General features: G+C 40.9%; 15 protein-coding genes. 6 read left to right on the top strand and 9 right to left on the bottom strand.

The features are described from left to right. The first annotated feature begins 215 nt into the window (after positions 1-215). Genes H6G75_RS14150 through H6G75_RS14140 form a run of 3 tightly spaced genes read left to right on the top strand, consistent with a single transcriptional unit; the run spans position 216 to position 3,292 of the window. Positions 216-1,955 carry a Mu transposase C-terminal domain-containing protein gene (locus H6G75_RS14150; RefSeq protein ID WP_190980684.1) on the top strand — a complete coding sequence of 580 codons (1,740 nt, stop codon included), beginning with the start codon at positions 216-218 and terminating at the stop codon, positions 1,953-1,955. A 3-nt stretch (positions 1,956-1,958) separates the two neighbouring features. Then, positions 1,959-2,789 (top strand): TniB family NTP-binding protein, encoded by an 831-nt coding sequence (locus H6G75_RS14145; protein ID WP_190980683.1) that lies wholly within the window; start codon positions 1,959-1,961, stop codon positions 2,787-2,789. Continuing rightward, positions 2,786-3,292, top strand: coding sequence for a TniQ family protein (locus H6G75_RS14140; RefSeq protein WP_190980682.1), 507 nt, complete (start codon positions 2,786-2,788; stop codon positions 3,290-3,292). Before H6G75_RS14145 ends, H6G75_RS14140 begins: the two co-directional genes overlap by 4 nt. Before the next feature lie 138 nt (positions 3,293-3,430). Here the strand turns inward: H6G75_RS14140 and H6G75_RS14135 are convergent, their stop codons facing one another. The 6 genes from H6G75_RS14135 to H6G75_RS14110 all read right to left on the bottom strand — a co-directional run bounded on the left by H6G75_RS14135 (position 3,431) and on the right by H6G75_RS14110 (position 10,712). After that, on the bottom strand, positions 3,431-4,834 hold the full coding sequence (locus H6G75_RS14135) for a hypothetical protein (RefSeq protein WP_190980681.1): 1,404 nt from the start codon (positions 4,832-4,834) through the stop codon (positions 3,431-3,433). After that, entirely contained in the window at positions 4,831-5,208 is a 378-nt protein-coding gene (locus tag H6G75_RS14130; RefSeq protein ID WP_190980680.1) for a hypothetical protein, read from the bottom strand. Before H6G75_RS14130 ends, H6G75_RS14135 begins: the two co-directional genes overlap by 4 nt. A gap of 3 nt (positions 5,209-5,211) precedes the next feature. After that, a complete protein-coding gene (locus H6G75_RS14125) occupies positions 5,212-9,138 on the bottom strand; it encodes a CHAT domain-containing protein (protein ID WP_242051533.1) in 3,927 nt (1,308 codons plus the stop codon). 413 nt (positions 9,139-9,551) lie between these two features. Continuing rightward, complete coding sequence (locus tag H6G75_RS14120) at positions 9,552-9,752, bottom strand: hypothetical protein (RefSeq protein WP_190980679.1); 201 nt, start codon at positions 9,750-9,752, stop codon at positions 9,552-9,554. 103 nt (positions 9,753-9,855) lie between these two features. Continuing rightward, positions 9,856-10,158, bottom strand: coding sequence for a helix-turn-helix domain-containing protein (locus H6G75_RS14115; protein ID WP_190980678.1), 303 nt, complete (start codon positions 10,156-10,158; stop codon positions 9,856-9,858). Next, positions 10,158-10,712 carry a hypothetical protein gene (locus H6G75_RS14110; protein WP_190980677.1) on the bottom strand — a complete coding sequence of 185 codons (555 nt, stop codon included), beginning with the start codon at positions 10,710-10,712 and terminating at the stop codon, positions 10,158-10,160. The genes H6G75_RS14115 and H6G75_RS14110 overlap by 1 nt, the downstream gene beginning before the upstream one ends. A 172-nt stretch (positions 10,713-10,884) precedes the next feature. Between H6G75_RS14110 and H6G75_RS14105 the strand changes: the two genes are divergently transcribed. The 3 genes from H6G75_RS14105 to H6G75_RS14095 all read left to right on the top strand — a co-directional run bounded on the left by H6G75_RS14105 (position 10,885) and on the right by H6G75_RS14095 (position 14,683). Continuing rightward, the gene (locus H6G75_RS14105; RefSeq protein WP_190980676.1) at positions 10,885-11,055 is read left to right on the top strand and encodes a ribbon-helix-helix domain-containing protein; all 171 of its coding nucleotides are present in this window, start codon (positions 10,885-10,887) and stop codon (positions 11,053-11,055) included. A 248-nt stretch (positions 11,056-11,303) separates the two neighbouring features. Continuing rightward, positions 11,304-13,463 (top strand): class I SAM-dependent DNA methyltransferase, encoded by a 2,160-nt coding sequence (locus tag H6G75_RS14100; protein ID WP_190980675.1) that lies wholly within the window; start codon positions 11,304-11,306, stop codon positions 13,461-13,463. After that, the gene (locus H6G75_RS14095) at positions 13,460-14,683 is read left to right on the top strand and encodes a restriction endonuclease subunit S (protein ID WP_190980674.1); all 1,224 of its coding nucleotides are present in this window, start codon (positions 13,460-13,462) and stop codon (positions 14,681-14,683) included. The genes H6G75_RS14100 and H6G75_RS14095 overlap by 4 nt, the downstream gene beginning before the upstream one ends. A gap of 23 nt (positions 14,684-14,706) precedes the next feature. On the opposite strand, the gene H6G75_RS14090 is transcribed toward H6G75_RS14095, so the two are convergent. The 3 genes from H6G75_RS14090 to H6G75_RS14080 are packed head-to-tail and all read right to left on the bottom strand — an operon-like array spanning position 14,707 to position 16,550. Next, a complete protein-coding gene (locus tag H6G75_RS14090) occupies positions 14,707-15,312 on the bottom strand; it encodes a hypothetical protein (RefSeq protein ID WP_190980673.1) in 606 nt (201 codons plus the stop codon). Beyond that, positions 15,312-15,659: an STAS-like domain-containing protein gene (locus tag H6G75_RS14085; RefSeq protein WP_190689417.1), complete on the bottom strand. Its 348-nt coding sequence runs from the start codon at positions 15,657-15,659 to the stop codon at positions 15,312-15,314. The genes H6G75_RS14090 and H6G75_RS14085 overlap by 1 nt, the downstream gene beginning before the upstream one ends. Before the next feature lie 15 nt (positions 15,660-15,674). Then, the gene (locus tag H6G75_RS14080; protein ID WP_190980672.1) at positions 15,675-16,550 is read right to left on the bottom strand and encodes an ATP-binding protein; all 876 of its coding nucleotides are present in this window, start codon (positions 16,548-16,550) and stop codon (positions 15,675-15,677) included. Positions 16,551-16,582: the final 32 nt, after the last annotated feature.

Genomic DNA, 16,582 nt, shown 5'->3' with positions numbered 1-16,582 from the left:
GCAAGAGTTTTCGCTATTCAAAAGGTATGACATTATTTCTCGACAGTGACTAAATAAATGTCGCCTTCCGTAAAAATGACAAATTAACTGTCGCTTCAGAAATTAGAAAAAAGGTTTTGTATATTTTCATAATGACAAATTGACTGTCGTTTCCCTAACATTTAGAATAACATTATGTATTTATAAATCAATTTTGATTCATGAACAGAAATATTATGTCTGATTTCACTGTTCATACATCGGTAAATACTGCCCAAGCCCTATCAGAAGAAAGCAATACATCTCCTGAGAAGAATGTGATTGTTACAGAACTCTCAGAAGAAGCCCAACTGAAGTTAGAGGTAATCCAAAGTTTGCTGGAACCATGCGATCGCACAACTTACGGGCAGAAGTTGAAGGAGGCTGCGGAAAAACTGGGTGTATCAGTGCGAACGGTGCAGCGTTTAGTAAAAAAATGGGAGGAGGATGGCTTAGTCGGATTCACTCAGACAGGTAGGGCTGATAAAGGAAAACATCGAATTGGTGAGTTTTGGGAAAACTTCATCATCAAAACTTATAAGGAAGGTAACAAGGGTAGTAAACGCATGACTCCCAAGCAAGTTGCCCTGAGAGTTCAAGCTAAAGCGCGAGAACTAGGCGACTCCAAGCCTCCTAATTACAGAACTGTTTTACGGGTATTAGCTCCCATATTGGAACAAAAAGAAAAAGCTAAGAGTATCCGCAGCCCTGGTTGGAGGGGGACAACACTTTCAGTTAAAACCCGCGAAGGTCAAGATTTATCTGTTGACTACAGCAACCATGTTTGGCAATGTGACCATACCCGTGTAGATGTTTTGCTAGTAGTTCACCATGTTGATCTACTAAGTCGTCCTTGGCTAACAACTGTAATTGATACCTATTCTCGTTGCATTATGGGTATCAATTTAGGTTTTGATGCGCCTAGTTCAGTAGTAGTTGCCTTAGCATTACGCCATGCAATTTTGCCAAAAAGGTACGGTTGTGAGTACAAACTGCATTGCGAATGGGGAACTTACGGTAAGCCAGAACATTTTTATACTGATGGGGGTAAAGATTTTCGCTCTAACCACTTGAGTCAGATTGCAGTGCAATTGGGATTTGTCTGTCATTTACGCGATCGCCCTTCAGAAGGTGGAGTAGTTGAGCGTCCTTTTAAGACATTGAATGACCAACTATTTTCAACGCTTCCAGGGTACACCGGATCTAATGTGCAGGAACGCCCAGAAGATGCAGAGAAGGATGCAAAACTCACCTTACGGGAACTAGAACAGTTACTAGTTCGCTATATTGTTGACCGCTACAACCAAAGTATTGATGCGCGAATGGGGGATCAGACTCGCTTTGAGCGTTGGGAAGCTGGACTACCCACAGTACCAGAGCCAATGGCAGATAGAGATTTGGATATCTGCCTGATGAAGCAGTCACGGCGTACAGTGCAAAGAGGAGGATATTTACAGTTTCAAAATTTAATGTATCGGGGGGAATATTTGGCAGGTTATGCTGGGGAAACTGTCAATTTAAGATTTGATCCCAGAGACATTACAACCATTCTGGTTTATCGCCAGGAGAAAAATCAAGAAGTGTTCCTAACTCGCGCTCATGCTCAAGGTTTGGAGACAGAGCAACTGTCATTAGATGAGGCTGAGGCAGCAAGTAGCAGGCTCCGCACCGCAGGCAAAACTATCAGTAACCAATCATTATTGCAAGAAGTTATTGAGCGTGATGCTCTTGTGGCTAGTAAGAAGAGCCGTAAGGAGCGTCAAAAATTAGAACAAGCTGTTCTGCGGTCTGCTGGGGTTGATGAAAGCAAAACTGAGTCATTATCCTCCCAAGTAGTTGAACCCGATGACGTGGAATATACAGCAACGGCTCAATCTCAATACGAAGAAATTGAGGTGTGGGACTATGAACAACTTCGTGAAGAATATGGGTTGTAAACAATGACAGAAGCAAGTGCGATCGCCCAGCAATTGGGAGGAGTAAAACCAGATGAAGAGTGGTTACAAACTGAAACTGCTCGTTTGAAGGGTAAGAGTATTGTGCCGCTACAGCAGGTCAAAACTCTCCATGATTGGTTAGATGGCAAGCGCAAAGCAAGAAAATGTTGCCGAGTAGTTGGGGAATCGAGAACTGGTAAGACAGTTGCTTGTGATGCCTATAGATTAAGGCATAAGCCACAGCAGGAAGCTGGAAGACCGCCAATTGTTCCTGTCGTTTATATTCGACCTAACCAAAAATGTGGCCCCAAGGATTTATTTAAGAAGATTACTGAGTACCTCAAATATCGAGTAACCAAAGGAACAGTATCTGATTTTCGTGATAGGGCTATAGAAGTACTTAAGGGTTGTGGCGTAGAGATGCTGATTATTGATGAAGCTGATCGTCTTAAACCTGAAACTTTTGCTGATGTGCGAGATATTGCTGAAGATTTAGGAATTGCTGTGGTACTGGTAGGAACAGACCGTTTGGATGCAGTAATTAAGAGGAATGAGCAAGTTAAAGAACGCTTTATGCCACACCTGCGCTTTGGTAAATTGTCGGGAGAGGATTTCAAGAAGACAGTAGAAATGTGGGAACAAATGGTTTTGAAACTGCCAGTATCTTCTAATCTGACAAGTAAGGAGATGCTCAGGATTCTCACATCAGCAACTGAAGGCTACATTGGTCGCCTTGATGAGATTCTGAGGGAAGCAGCAATTCGTTCTTTATCAAGAGGATTGAAGAAGATTGACAAGGCTGTTTTACAGGAAGTAGCTAAGGAGTACAAATGATAGAAGCACCAAATGTTAAACCTTGGCTATTCTTGATTGAACCCTATGAAGGAGAGAGTCTGAGCCACTTTCTTGGTAGGTTCAGACGTACTAACCATTTATCTCCGAGTGGGTTGGGTAGTTTGGCAGGAATTGGTGCTGTAGTGGCACGTTGGGAAAGATTTCATTTTAATCCTCGCCCTAGCCAAAAAGAGTTGGAAGCGATCGCATCTGTGGTAGAAGTGGATGCCCAAAGGTTAGCCCAGATGTTACCACCTGCTGGAGTGGGAATGCAGCATGAGCCAATTCGCTTGTGTGGGGCTTGTTATGCTGAAGCACCTCGTCACCGAATTGAATGGCAGTATAAATCAGTATGGAAATGCGATCGCCATCAACTCAAAATTTTAGCGAAGTGTCCCAATTGTCAAGCACCTTTCAAAATACCTGCGCTATGGCAAGATGGGTGTTGTCCTAGATGTAGGATGCTGTTTGCGGAAATGACAAAGCAACAGAAGGGCTTGTAAACACACCAGAGAAAAGCGTGAAATTAAACAAGTCTCTGGGTGAATTAATCTGGTTGTCTAAAAAATTTGTGCGATCGCACAGCAAGATTATTCTTAATATCGATGTGGCGTGAGTAGGATAACTTGCTCTAACTCTGCTTACTTCTGTTTATTTCTCTTTGGTTTCGGTTGAGTGATCCACCACGCTAACATACCAAAGATAATGGTAGCTAAAACACTCCAAAATAAAGATGATACCAAGGGATGAACTGGGTACTTGAAATTAATTGGTGCGAATGGTTTATCTATGTGTTGGGTGACGACACCAGAAACTATTGCACCGCCACCAAAGGCTATACCTAATACTTGGATGGTGCGTTCTAAAGAGCGATCGCTCTCTGCTTGTTGTGTTTCTACTACACCCCGAATTGTATCAACTAATTGTCCAAATATTTCTTTACCTGGAGCAAGATAGTTAATATCTGTTTGGATTTGTTGTTGCCATTTTTGACATTCTTTGTTGAAAAAGTTTTCCCAGGTTTGGGGAATATTGCCGTTATTAATGGCTGTAATATTATCTAAGCAGGTTTTGTAATTAGTAATGTTTGTAGTAATTGCTGTGTGGTGGGTTTCTAAATCTTGACAGCATCTAGTGTAGTCTAAGCTTGTTTGCGGAACTTGGGATATTAAACTTTTTAGTGCAGATAATTTTGGTTGATTTACAGTTATCAGACTGTTAAATTCTTGGATTTTATTTTCTAAATAGCCGTAAATTTTTCTCCCTTCTCCATAGCGTTGACGCGCTAGTTGATAGATATAAAGGATTTTATGATAGCTCCAAAGTAACTTTAATAACCATTCATGCGCTGTTGTTGCCAGTTGTGCTGTTGGTGATTGATTATTATTGATGACTATTAAAATTTGACACTGTTTAGCAGGGTTATCTGGTGCGCTGGTGTCAAGTGCTTGGTATTCAAATAATAAACTCTCAAACAATTCTCCCTTGTGTATTAATATGGGAGAATTTAAGTTAGTTCCTGCTACTAAGGCTATGGCAATTTTTTGTGCTAAAGTCTCACAATCTTCACTGGGTTCTACTTCTCCATAAATTGATAATGTTTGTCCTAATGATGCTTGAATATTAGCGGGTAATAAATATTGGGGTTGGAAATGTTGCAGTTGGGGGATGTCTATTTCGGTGTTTGGTAATTCGGGAGATAAGGTTAAATCTATGGCGTAGGTGTCATTAAGTAAGAATGGCTGAAGATTAGCGTTAATGTTAAATCCGGCTGGAGTGGGGAGACTACCTAAGTCTAAATCTTTTCCTGAAATGCTTAACCATTCAGTTTTGATAGCTGTTTCTTGCTGGGGTGTGTATACACCATGATTATAAGAAACTAGTTTTGAGCGCAAATCTTTTAAGCCGGGAAAGGTAAGGGTATTCTCTCCCAATTTCACCAAATTATCCCATAAGAAATGAGCATCTGCCACAACTTCATCAGGAAGATGGGTGAGGGTGTGGCGGAGATGAAAAGCGTAGAGGCTGAGGCTAAAATTCTTCACTGTGTTGGTTGAGATTTTGGCTTGTCTGATAAAGGCGCGTTGAGTTTAATAGCATTGTCTAATAATTCCTTTGATGATGGGCTGGGTTTATCTGGTGGTGTCTGTGATTTACTGTTAGCTATACCTAAGTTTTTACCTACATCAATAGAAGATTTGGCAGTGATTATTTCGAGGTTTTGGGTGTAAGCTGCTAACAGTTGACTGCGAGATGCTGTTTGTAACCACTCTTCTAATATTTCGGCAATTTCTTCATTGTCATCTTCTGGGAAATTGCTACGTATTTGCTGTAATTCTTCCCAGTCTGCTTGAGAAATTAACTGTGATTGTGAATTAAGTATTTCAATAAAGGCTTGGATGCTATTTTGAGATGACATTTATTAAACTCCTTTACCTGCGTGATAAAAAGCAGCCCAATAAAAAGGTGACTCAAAGGGTGGTGTAGATTCTCCTTGGTCTTTGGCGATTTCAGTAAAGTATTTATCTATTACTTTCTGCCAAGATATACTTAATGATGATTTAGGTAGCCAATCTTGAAAGCCTTTGGTTGTTGTATTTCTTAACCAGCGTTGTGCTGCGTTTAGAGCTAATACAATATTAGTTTGCTGCTGGAGTTCTTCGTAAAATTTCATCATGAATAAAGCTGTAGCTGTAGCACTGACAGTCCAAAGACTGCTTACTACATTGGTGCTACCAGCTAACAAAAAGCCACTGGGTAAACCTATGTATTCGTCACTGGTGTTTCTGGAATCTATCATCCCAGTTTCGCAAGCTGAAAGGGTGACTAAATGACAGTTTGCTAATTTGAAGTGAGCGATGATCTCTGTTAAAGTTAGGTTTGTGTCGGCTAATTGTAAGCCGGAATCTTGGGGAGAGTCAGGGTTGAAGTAGCCGTGACAAAAGAAAAAGATGTTGTTCGCTTGGCGTAATTCTTGGTTTAGGGTGGTGTGATGATTTTCATCAACATGGAGAATTGCTGATTTGTTAGCGTTGGCTTGTTTGATAATATGAGCTTGAGTAAATTTCTTTTTGATGGCGGCGACTGCACCTAAGTCTTTTTCGTAGTCTTGATATAAATCTGCTGTCGGGTTTTGGACAGCAAATAAGGATTTTAATAATGATTGAGATTCAGGATGTTGACGCAGTTGCACTTGTTGTAAGATTTGACAACTAGGTGCATAGCTTACGCCCTTGGGGAATAAGTCAATTAAGTATGATGATTTGACTGGTAAAGCATGGAGAGGGAATAGGTGCAAAAAGCGATGAGGAATGAGGATTAATCTTTGGCATTGTTCGGGGATGTGGGCTAATATTTCTTCAATGTGCAGAATTTCTGCTAAGTTGTTCAGGCGTGTTGCTAGTTGGTTCTGCCATTGGATTTTATTTTCGTCTTCTGGGTTGTAGTAATCTTGTAAATATTCATTTACCCAGTCAATTAGGGCTGTTTTCTCTTCTGGTGGTAATTGCCAAGAGGTTAATTTTTGTCCGTGAGGTTGGATAATAAACGCGAGAATTCTATCTGAGGCAATGTACCATTCTATAACTGCTGTATTTGCATCTAAAGTTTCTGGGAATTTATCAAACTTGAACCTAGAACCAATAGGTAAATATTTATCTTGTAATTCATTACGCTGTTGGCGCAATTCTTGAAGATGTTTTGCTAAGATTTGGGGACTTTTCGCTTTACCATATTGGATTTGATATTGTCCTACTTTTATTTCATCCCTGTAGGTTTCTAGTTGAGTCACAACATCTAGGGGGAAGAAGATTTTAGAGTCACTTTCGAGGATTTGCTCAACTAAAATGCGGGTTTTACTACGTTCAGCATATTCTATTGCTTCGGTAATATTATTTAATTCCCTGCAAACTTCTACCATGTGGCTATAAACTTTGTTAAAATATTCAGCTTGTTTACGCTTGCTTTCTTCACCAGATACTATTTCTTCCCGTAAAGATTCTACTGTGTCAATGGCAGACTTAAAAGCATTGTATGCTAACTCAAACTTGTTTACATTTTGGTAAGTAATTCCCATTTCCCACAAAGCTTCTGCATGGTTTTGAGGCAAAGCTTCTTTAGTGTAGACAGTTAAAGCAGCAGTAGAAGCAGCAATGGCATTTTCGATGTTCTCAGCCTTGTCTCCTTTGATTCTATCGCTGTAGGCAGCAGCGAGATTATGTTGCGTTGCTGCCCAGTCAACAGGCAAAGCTTCCCTAGTGTAGACAGTTAAAGCCGCAGTATAAGCCGCGATCGCATTTTCGATGTTATCTGCCCTGTCTCCTTTAATTCTCTTGCTGTAGGCAATGGCGAGATTATTTTGCGTCATTGCCCAATCTAGAGGCAAAGCTTCCCTGGTTCTGACAGTTAAAGCAGCAGTATAAGCCGCGATAGCCTGTTCGATGTTATCTGCCCTGTCTCCTTTAATTCTCTTGCTGTAGGCAATGGCGAGATTATTTTGCGTTGTTGCCCAATCTAGAGGCAAAGCTTCCCTGGTTCTGACAGTTAAAGCAGCAGTATAAGCCGCGATAGCCTGTTCGATGTTATCTGCCCTGTCTCCTTTAATTCTCTCGCTGTAGGCATTGGCAAGATTATTTTGCGTTGTTGCCCAGTCAACAGGCAAAGTTTCTCTGGTGTAGATAGTTAAAGCAGCAGTAGAAGCAGCAATGGCATTTTCGATGTTCTCAGCCCTGTCTCCTTTGATTCTATCCCTGTAGGCATTTACGAGATTATTTTGCGTCATTGCCCATTCAAAAGGCAAAACTTCTCTAGTTCTGACAGTTAAAGCCGCAGTAAAAGCCGCGATGGCATTTTCAATGTTATCTGCCCTGTCTCCTTTAATTCTCTCCCAGTAGGCAGTTGCGAGATTATTTTGCGTTGTTGCCCAGTCAACAGGCAAAGCTTCCCTGGTTCTGACAGTTAAAGCAGCAGTATAAGCCGTGATAGCCTGTTCGATGTTCTCAGCCCTATCTCCTTTGATTCTCTCCCTGTAGGCATTTGCGAGATTATTTTGCGTCATTGCCCATTGTTGAGGCAAAGCTTCCCTAGTGTAGACAGTTAAAGCCGCAGTAAAAGCAGCGATCGCAATTTCGATGTTCTCAGCCCTGTTTCCTTTGATTCTCTCGCTGTAGGCAATGCCAAGATTATTTTGCGTCATTGCCCATTGTTGAGGCAAACGTTCTTTAGTGTAGACAGTTAAAGCAGCATTAAAAGCAGCAATGGCATTTTCGATGTTATCTGCCCTGTCTCCTTTGATTCTCTCCCTGTAGGCATTTGCGAGATGATTTTGCGTACCTGCCCAATAAACAGGCAAGGCTTCTTTAGTTATGACAGTTAAAGCCGCAGTATATGCCGCGATCGCAATTTCGATGTTATCTGCCCTGTCTCCTTTGATTCTCTCCCTGTAGGTCATGGCGAGATGATTTTGCGCCATTGCCCAATATTGAGGCAAAGCTTCTCTAGTGTAGACAGTTAAAGCAGCATTAGAAGCAGCAATGGCATTTTCGATGTTATCTGCTCTGTCGCCTACTATTCTAGAATAGTAGGCCGCAGCAAGATGATGTTGCGTCATTGCCCATTGTTGAGGCAAACGTTCTCTAGTGCAGACAGTTAAAGCCGCAGTAAAAGCAGCGATCGCAATTTCGATGTTCTCAGCCTTTTTTCCTTTGATTCTCTCGCTGTAGGCAATGCCAAGATTATTTTGCGTCATTGCCCATTCTTGAGGAAAGGCTTTGTTGGTGTAGACAGTTAACGCGACTTTACAGCCTGTTATGGCAATTTCTATATTACTAGCTTTGTCACCCTTGGGAAATTGCTGAATTAAATGGCTAAATGTAACAATAACCAATGCTACATATGCCGCATCTGCTTTCTTTTCCCTCAGTGTATTTGTTCCCCAATCACGTAGTATTTCTGCAAGCACTCCATCAAGTTTGTCTGTATTCCTCTCCAGTAAGGGGTAAACTACCTGGGGATTACGTCTGTTGTCTTTGGTTGCCTGTAGTACCTCCTTCAAGAATTGGAGATATACTTGTTTCTCTTCTTCACTCAGAGATTGCAAATCTACTTGAGTATCTAGATTCAACGCTTCCCGTAGTTGCATTGCCAAATTTTGCAACCTATTCGCTGTCTTCTCATCTCCATGTTGAGAACACATCTGTGCTACTTCTTCTACTTTTTGCACCAAGCCAGCATCAAGTAAATCTTGGTGTGTGGCTAAAATCTTTGGTTCTTCACCACTAGGGGCATCTAACAGACTGCGAATCAGGTTGAGATAAGCTTGCTGACGCTGTTCGTTCATGAGTGAGGGCATGAGATGCAAATATATAATGGGAATAATTCAACACCAACGCCCTAAATCCCGGAAAAACTTACATTTTCATCACAAATGATGTGTTTCTGACAATGGAAGAACTTCGTGGATGAGTGTTTTTTATTTGTGAAAAGATAATATACTGATTTTGCGATCGCCCACTGCCAGTTTCAGGTAAAAATAGGATGCGATCGCAATTGCTATTTCGGCGATCGCTATATCTGCCAATCCGCAATCAACAAGTCATTAATGCGTTGAAATTCTCTAGTGTTATGGGTAATGAGGGTTAAGTTATTTGTCAGTGCGATCGCAGAAATTTGTAAATCATACGTTCAAAAGTTAATTTAGCTTGTCTAGTTTTTTACTTGTTATTAATTGTTGAATTAATCGATGTTTTTTAATTTCATTGCTACTTACTCTACAGCAGTCAAATCTTGTTCCTCTAACGGCACATTGAAAATCAGTGTAAAACTCACACCAGGGATGAGTCGGCGCAAAACTTGTAAATGCGCTTCCGCATCGCTGCGGCGACGAAAACGAGTTACAATCTGGTTCTGCATATTAGGTAAAAGCCGGACTATACACCAAGGACTGAGCTTTTCAAGGTAAGTCATGAAGTACTCCTGGTAATATCTGTAAATTCCAAGACAAAAGCCAGCCTACTGAGACACAGGCTGGCAAGAAATATCATTTTGATATTGAAATTAGATGCAGTTTCTACTCACTTTTGTCTGGAAAACACAGTTTCTGCAACAGTTCTTCGGGCATCTCCTCAAAGTGTTCCAGCAGAAAGTTCATCAGTGCCAGGTGGCGTAAATCGGCTGGCATGGGACGGCGGTAGTTTTTACCTCTAGCAAACCAGCGTCGCACGGTGGAAAGGGAACGATCGCAAATCTGAGCAATTTCTTCGTGGTTCATCTGCCACTTAGTGTAAAACTGCTTGGGAGTCATTCCCAATTGACAATAACTATAGAATTGCATCAAATCTTGCTCTCGCTGCTTGAGTGGATGAGGATTCATCAGTGTGTCTCCTCGCTGATTGGTTCTAAATCTTCTTCCCAAGCAATATCGGCGGATGTCCAAGCAGCACTAGGGCTATCTTTGCTCAACCAAATCAGGTAGCACCAACTCCAGCAGCAGCGATCGCTTGCAAAGCTATAAAATCGACCAATGACAATACCCCAGTCAGTATCGCTTTCAGTAGAGAGCCAACGCAAGTGATCGCCATATAAAAATCTGGGTGTCTTGGCGACATCAGGAAAGTTAGCGGGAAGTTCAATAGATGTGTCTGGGTATTTCAGATTAATCAAACCTGGGGCTATATCTTGGTGATTGTGCCTCATGAGATGGAGATAAGCGGCAAGCAATTTACCATTGATGCTGTGAGTTAACGCAGAAATCAGAATTGCCGCTAGAGTTTCTATTTCTTGCTGCTGGAGTTGCATCCAAGTGCTATCAAAGTCTGCGTCAGAGTAGTTTTTGATATTGGCTAGTAATTCGGTGATGCCGAAATCATCTAAAGCTTGTTGATAAGCTCGGTGTTCATCTGTTTTGTAGCTAACAGGCTTTAACATTGTATATGTCTCCTGTGATATGGGGGCCAAAAGCCAGCATCCGCCCTGAGAAAGTTGATGGCTGGCTTTTGACTTATAAGTAATTATACGCAATAATAAAGTATTTTTGTGTTAATTAGTGTGTTTTTACGTGATAAATATAAAAACACACTAATTGGCTTATGATGATGACATGGGAAAAGTAACAGTAACTATTTACATGGAAGAAGAAGATAAAGAAGCCCTGCAACAATTGGCTGATGCAGAGGAGCGTTCTTTGTCTCAAATGGCGGTGTTAATTTTGAAGCGGGCAATTAAACAAGCTCAGAATGACGGTACTATTACACCGAGCCAGGGTAAATGAGGTTTCAAAACTTAGTGGCTTTGGCTTTTCATTGCCTAATGTGTCAAAAGTATTGTTGCTTATCGTCTTTGGGAAGTTATTTTAGGTTAAAAAATTCCGATCAAGGGATGAAACGTGCTAAGTATATTTGTTTGGGCTAGGCGAAAGGATAACAGATTTCCTGGTTGCCAAAACAGTTAATATGTAAACTCATAATTTTTTAGGCGAAGTAGACAGTCACAATTTCGCCTAAGCATCGCTAACAAACTATGCTCAACATTAGCCAACTAGAATCTTCCCTGTGGGAAGCCGCAGACCAACTCCGCGCTAACTCAAAACTAAATGCTAATGAATACAGTATGCCCGTACTGGGGCTAATCTTTCTTCGCCATGCAACGAATCGCTTCAATGCAGTCAAAGCTGAGATTGAAAAGGGTTTATCTTCGCGGGGTGGCAAAAAACGTACCATTCTCAAAGATGACTTTAAAGGGAAGTCAGCGATTTTTTTGCCAGAAGAATCTCAATATCAGTACCTCCTGAATTTGCCGGAGAATGCAGATATTGGTAAGGCTATCAATGCCGCGATGAAAGCCATTGAAGATGAAACTGAGATGTTGTCGGGGGTTTTACCAAAGGAATACACCAATTTTGAGCCAGATTTACTTTACAATTTGGTGCGAATTTTTGATCGGGAGGAGTTACGCACTGCCACGGGGGATGTATTTGGGCGAATTTATGAGTATTTTCTGAATAAATTTGCCATGAGTGGCGCACAGGAAGGAGGAGAATTTTTTACGCCGCCTTCTTTGGTAAGGACAATTGTAAATATGATTGAACCCGACCGAGGAATTGTCTTAGACCCTGCTTGCGGTAGTGCAGGTATGTTTGTGCAGACGGGACATTTTGTCGAAAATCGTGGTGAGGATGCGTCAGCAAAAATTACTTTTTACGGACAGGAAAAATCGGATACAAACACCCGTTTAGCGCGGATGAACCTGGCGGTTCATGCTTTAGAAGGGATAATTCGCCAAGGTAATACTTTCTACGATCGCTGGGAAGAGTTGCTGGGTCAATGTGATTTTGTCATGTCTAACCCACCTTTTAACGTCGATGGTGTGAGTCCAGAGAAGGTGAAGAATGATCCCCGGCTGTTTACTGAGAAAAAGATACCGGGAATTGCTGCGAAAACTAAAGCAGTGAGCAATGCAAATTACCTGTGGATACAGTATTTTTACAGTTATTTAAATGAGCGAGGTAGAGCCGGGTTTGTGATGGCGAGTTCCGCATCGGATGCGGGACATGGGGAAAAGGAGATTCGAGAGGAGTTAATCGCTACTCAAGCGGTGGATATGATTATCTCTATTGGGACAAACTTTTTTTACACAAAATCTCTACCTTGTACATTGTGGTTTTTCGATAAGGGAAAACCAGCAGAACGCCAAGACAAAGTGTTGATGATTGATGCGCGGAATGTTTACCGGGTAGTGACGCGCAAAATCCGCGATTTTAGTGAAGAACAACTCCAGAATATCACTGCGATCGCTTGGTTGTATCGCGGTCAGCAAGAACGTTATTTAGGGTTGGTGCGAGAATATTTAAACAAGACGCATCAGGAAGCGGCGACTATTGAGGACGCGTTGACACAGTTAGAGTCACCCTTAGTTAAGTTGATACAATTATTGCAGACTTTTAGCGATAGTCTTGGGGCTTCCCTTCCTTTATTAAAGGATTTACCGGAAGTTGAGGGATTAGTTGCTGAAGATATCGCTAATCAGAATGTAGAGACTTTCCGCGCTACTTTGTCTGAGTTGGAAGCGGGAATTCAAGAATTGACTGCGGCAAGAGAAGGTTTAATTAAGGAGTTACAAGTGCATCTTGCATGGTTTGCAAGTCAAGCTAAGTCACTTTCTACTAATGAAGCGCAAAAAGAATGTGCAGCAAGGTTTGCACTTTTTATTCCCCAATTGAAAACCCTGCAAAAGCACATCAACGAAGTGCATAAAATCGGTACTCGCGCTGTGGAACTGGCGGAGAAAAAGCTAGAAGCGCGGAAACAGGATATTTGGGATGGGAAGGAAGTTAAAAAACAACGTGAGGCACTGGATATAGTGCGAGATCAGGCTATTTTTGTTATTAAGTCTACGCTGTATATGAAAGCACAAGTTACCTGGTTACAATCTCGCTTTCCCGAAGCGGTGTTTGTAGATGTACCAGGGTTGTGTAAGGTGGTAACGCGGGATGAAATAACCCAGCAGGATAGTAGTTTAACACCTGGGCGTTATGTGGGTGTGACCGCTTTGGATGGGGAAGATGAGGAGGATTTTGAGGAGAGAATGCGGGAAATTCATTTAGAGTTGGCGAGTTTGAATGAGGAAGCCGTGGAGTTAGCGGCGAGTATTGCGGCAAATTTTGAGGAGTTGGGAATATGACGTGGAAAAAAGCAACTCTTGGTCAAATCGCTGATGAAGTTGGAGGAAGCATTCAAACAGGGCCATTTGGTTCTCAATTACATCAAAGTGATTACCAAAGTTATGGTATACCCGTTATCATGCCACAAAATATTGTCAACGATAAAATTACAGAAGATTCTATTGCTTATGTAGATGATGTTATGGTGCATAAGCTATCCCGCCACGTTCTCCAAGTAGGAGATATTGTTTATCCTCGTCGTGGTGAACTTAATAAGAGAGCAATTATTACTGAAAGAGAATCAGGTTGGTTATGCGGTACTGGATGCGTCAAAATCAGCTTACCGAATAGTCATCTTGTACCATCATTTTTATTTTATTACCTCAAGCAATCTCAGGTTGTTAAATGGATTGAAAATAAGGCAGTAGGTTCAACAATGCTGAACCTAAATACTGGAATATTAAGGTCGCTTGAAGTTCAATATCCTAATTACCAGACTCAACAACGCATAGCTGAGATTCTCTCAAATTACGATCGCCTCATCGACAACAACAACCGCCGAATAGGACTGCTGGAAGAGTCCATCCACCTGCTTTACAAAGAATGGTTTATGCGTCTGCGCTTCCCTTGCTACGAGTCAGTGAAAGTAGTTGATGGTATTCCAGAGGGGTGGAAATACACCACATTATCAGAAATAGCGCAAATCAATGAACAGAGTATTAGTAAAAAAAATCCTCCTGAACAAATAAAATATGTTGACATTTCATCAGTTACTACTGGTTCTATCAATGCTACCCAGTCAATAAAGTTTGGTGATGCACCAAGTAGAGCGCAGCGGATTGTTAAACATGGTGACATAATTTGGTCAATGGTTAGACCAGGAAGAAAAGCTTACGCACTTGTTTTAAATCCCCCGGAAAACTTAGTTGTCTCCACCGGATTTGCAGTAATTTCTACAAAAGATATACCTTTTACATTTCTTTATAAAGCTGTTACTACTGATTCTTTTGTTTCGCACATGGAACAAGTAGCTACAGGAGCAGCTTACCCTGCTGTGAAACCTAAAGACTTTGAATGTATGACACTTTTAATCCCACAGGATAAAATTGTTAGGCAATTTGATAGTTTTGTATTACCAATATTCAAGCAAATTTATACATTGCAAAGCCAAAATAAATCTTTTCAACAAGCCCGTGATTTACTCATTCCTCGCCTGATGAACGGAAGCATCGCCGTGTAGAAAATCCTTTATAAGGTTAAATATTACCTTACCAAAAGCTTACCTTGACTTCTGGCTGCGGAAATCGCCCCACTGTTAGCTGTAAAAACTTTAATTCCTGGAACAGTCAAATAATCACCATCATCAGTAATTATTTGTTTTACCCCTGCTTTATCCATCGCTTCTAATATCAGCAAGTCATAACCATCAAGCAACTGAGTTTGAAACCTAGTAAGCGCAGTATTAGTTTTAGTTTCGTCTATCAATATTTCCGTACAAGCAGCAATTGATATAACCTGTTTCCAAGCAATTTCTACTTCTGCTACTACCTTTGCTCTTTCTGCTGGGTGGTTATGACGGTAATCTTTTGGTTTTATAGTAGAAGAAAATATTTCTCTTTCTGTCTTCTCAATTTGATGAGCTAATTCTGCAAAAGAAAGACCACAATATAGCAGCAAAGAACTAGCAGAAATAGCCTTGGCTACATAGGAAGGATATTCTGTAATCTGATAAGGGCGAGATGAAATACTGGCATTAGTATAAGTGTACCAATACCAGACATTTGTATCCACTAAAAAAATATCATCCTGCTTGGGATTATCAGACTGGATATCCACCACCTCAGCCTGAACTGTATAATTAACAGCCATTAATATGTATTTGCTTGTTCGCTGATAACTTGGTCTAACCGACTACGAAAATTAGGGTCGGAATAATACCGCTTTGAGTTTTCAATTACTAACTTAAGTATCTGCTTACCAACTGCATTGAGATTAGAAAACTTTAGTAGACGATTTAGCTTATCTGGCTCAATATCTCGAAGTAATTGTCCAATAGCAAAATTGAAGAAGGGGGAAGCAAATATTTCCACTCCTGCAAAGTCTAGCTCAACCTGATGCTCTGCTAATAATTCTGGATAAACCAAATCATACACCTTCTGACCATCGCCGGGTGTAATACAGTTTTTGCCTATTAAGGTAAGGATTTCGTGCTTCATACTTAAATCTCTCCCTTAAAACAACAGTTCGTCATCGGCTTCAAAGTCCAAAGCATACAGTGACTCATCGCATAGGAGCGTAATGTTTACCAGCGTTCCTCCAAAAAAACTTTGTTTATTTTCGTAAATTTCTCCATTTTCATCTATTGTCGCACATCCATCATGGCTTAAAATTTGAAGTTTACCCTTATTTATATGAACAAATTGTTTTAAATAGTCAAGACCGATACCACCCGTCACCTGTCCACCTCTGGTAGTTGTCCCTTTCTGAAAAGCCCATTTTAAGGCTTCATCTGCGGGTAAATGACTATTTTTCTGGAAATCACGTACATTTTGAGGAATTCCAACACCAAAGTCAACCACAGTGAGATTAAGCTCTCTTAACCGGGGAAAATATTGTCCGCAGCTAAACACACCAATGTCAGTTTTTCCATGCTCAAAAGCATTTGCATAGATTTCACAAGCAGTTCCAACAATGACAGTCTTTAAAATATTGCTAACCTGAACCCAACCTCTACCTAGCCAATGTTCGGCTAAGTAGTAAATTAAACTATCTTTATCTTGAGATAAATCTTCTCTGTAAGGAATAGAATTACCTTGTCGTGGTTCGTCACCAGCATTAAATGCGTACATGAAACCATTTTGTTTCAAGTTTGCACAAACATTTCTCTTTACCGTTTCCCAGTTAAAGGTAACTTTACCGCCCCGTGACTCAATTAGTCGAGCCAAACCCCCTAAAAATGCAACGGCGTTTTGTCGTAAAAAGTGACAACGGGAAAAATCAAAAATGACTTCTTCTGTTTCTGCTTGAACTTTCTGCCATAGTTGGGATAAGCAGTCAAAATCCTTTGGTTTGTCATTAATAGTGGGAATTTCCAGAATCAGGCTCACAACACTAATTGCAAAGCTTTAGATCGCATAAT

The organism is Nostoc sp. FACHB-280 (assembly GCF_014697615.1).
GTDB lineage: Bacteria > Cyanobacteriota > Cyanobacteriia > Cyanobacteriales > Nostocaceae > Nostoc_B.
This window is presented reverse-complemented; position numbering and strand designations above follow the sequence as displayed.

Bases quoted from the DNA above. Each gene is read 5' to 3' on its own strand.
- H6G75_RS14150 (WP_190980684.1), top strand. From the start codon at position 216: ATGTCTGATTTCACTGTTCATACATCGGTAAATACTGCCCAAGCCCTA.
- H6G75_RS14145 (WP_190980683.1), top strand. From the start codon at position 1,959: ATGACAGAAGCAAGTGCGATCGCCCAGCAATTGGGAGGAGTAAAACCA.
- H6G75_RS14140 (WP_190980682.1), top strand. From the start codon at position 2,786: ATGATAGAAGCACCAAATGTTAAACCTTGGCTATTCTTGATTGAACCC.
- H6G75_RS14130 (WP_190980680.1), bottom strand. From the start codon at position 5,208: ATGTCATCTCAAAATAGCATCCAAGCCTTTATTGAAATACTTAATTCA.
- H6G75_RS14125 (WP_242051533.1), bottom strand. From the start codon at position 9,138: ATGCCCTCACTCATGAACGAACAGCGTCAGCAAGCTTATCTCAACCTG.
- H6G75_RS14120 (WP_190980679.1), bottom strand. From the start codon at position 9,752: ATGACTTACCTTGAAAAGCTCAGTCCTTGGTGTATAGTCCGGCTTTTA.
- H6G75_RS14115 (WP_190980678.1), bottom strand. From the start codon at position 10,158: ATGAATCCTCATCCACTCAAGCAGCGAGAGCAAGATTTGATGCAATTC.
- H6G75_RS14110 (WP_190980677.1), bottom strand. From the start codon at position 10,712: ATGTTAAAGCCTGTTAGCTACAAAACAGATGAACACCGAGCTTATCAA.
- H6G75_RS14105 (WP_190980676.1), top strand. From the start codon at position 10,885: ATGGGAAAAGTAACAGTAACTATTTACATGGAAGAAGAAGATAAAGAA.
- H6G75_RS14100 (WP_190980675.1), top strand. From the start codon at position 11,304: ATGCTCAACATTAGCCAACTAGAATCTTCCCTGTGGGAAGCCGCAGAC.
- H6G75_RS14095 (WP_190980674.1), top strand. From the start codon at position 13,460: ATGACGTGGAAAAAAGCAACTCTTGGTCAAATCGCTGATGAAGTTGGA.
- H6G75_RS14090 (WP_190980673.1), bottom strand. From the start codon at position 15,312: ATGGCTGTTAATTATACAGTTCAGGCTGAGGTGGTGGATATCCAGTCT.
- H6G75_RS14085 (WP_190689417.1), bottom strand. From the start codon at position 15,659: ATGAAGCACGAAATCCTTACCTTAATAGGCAAAAACTGTATTACACCC.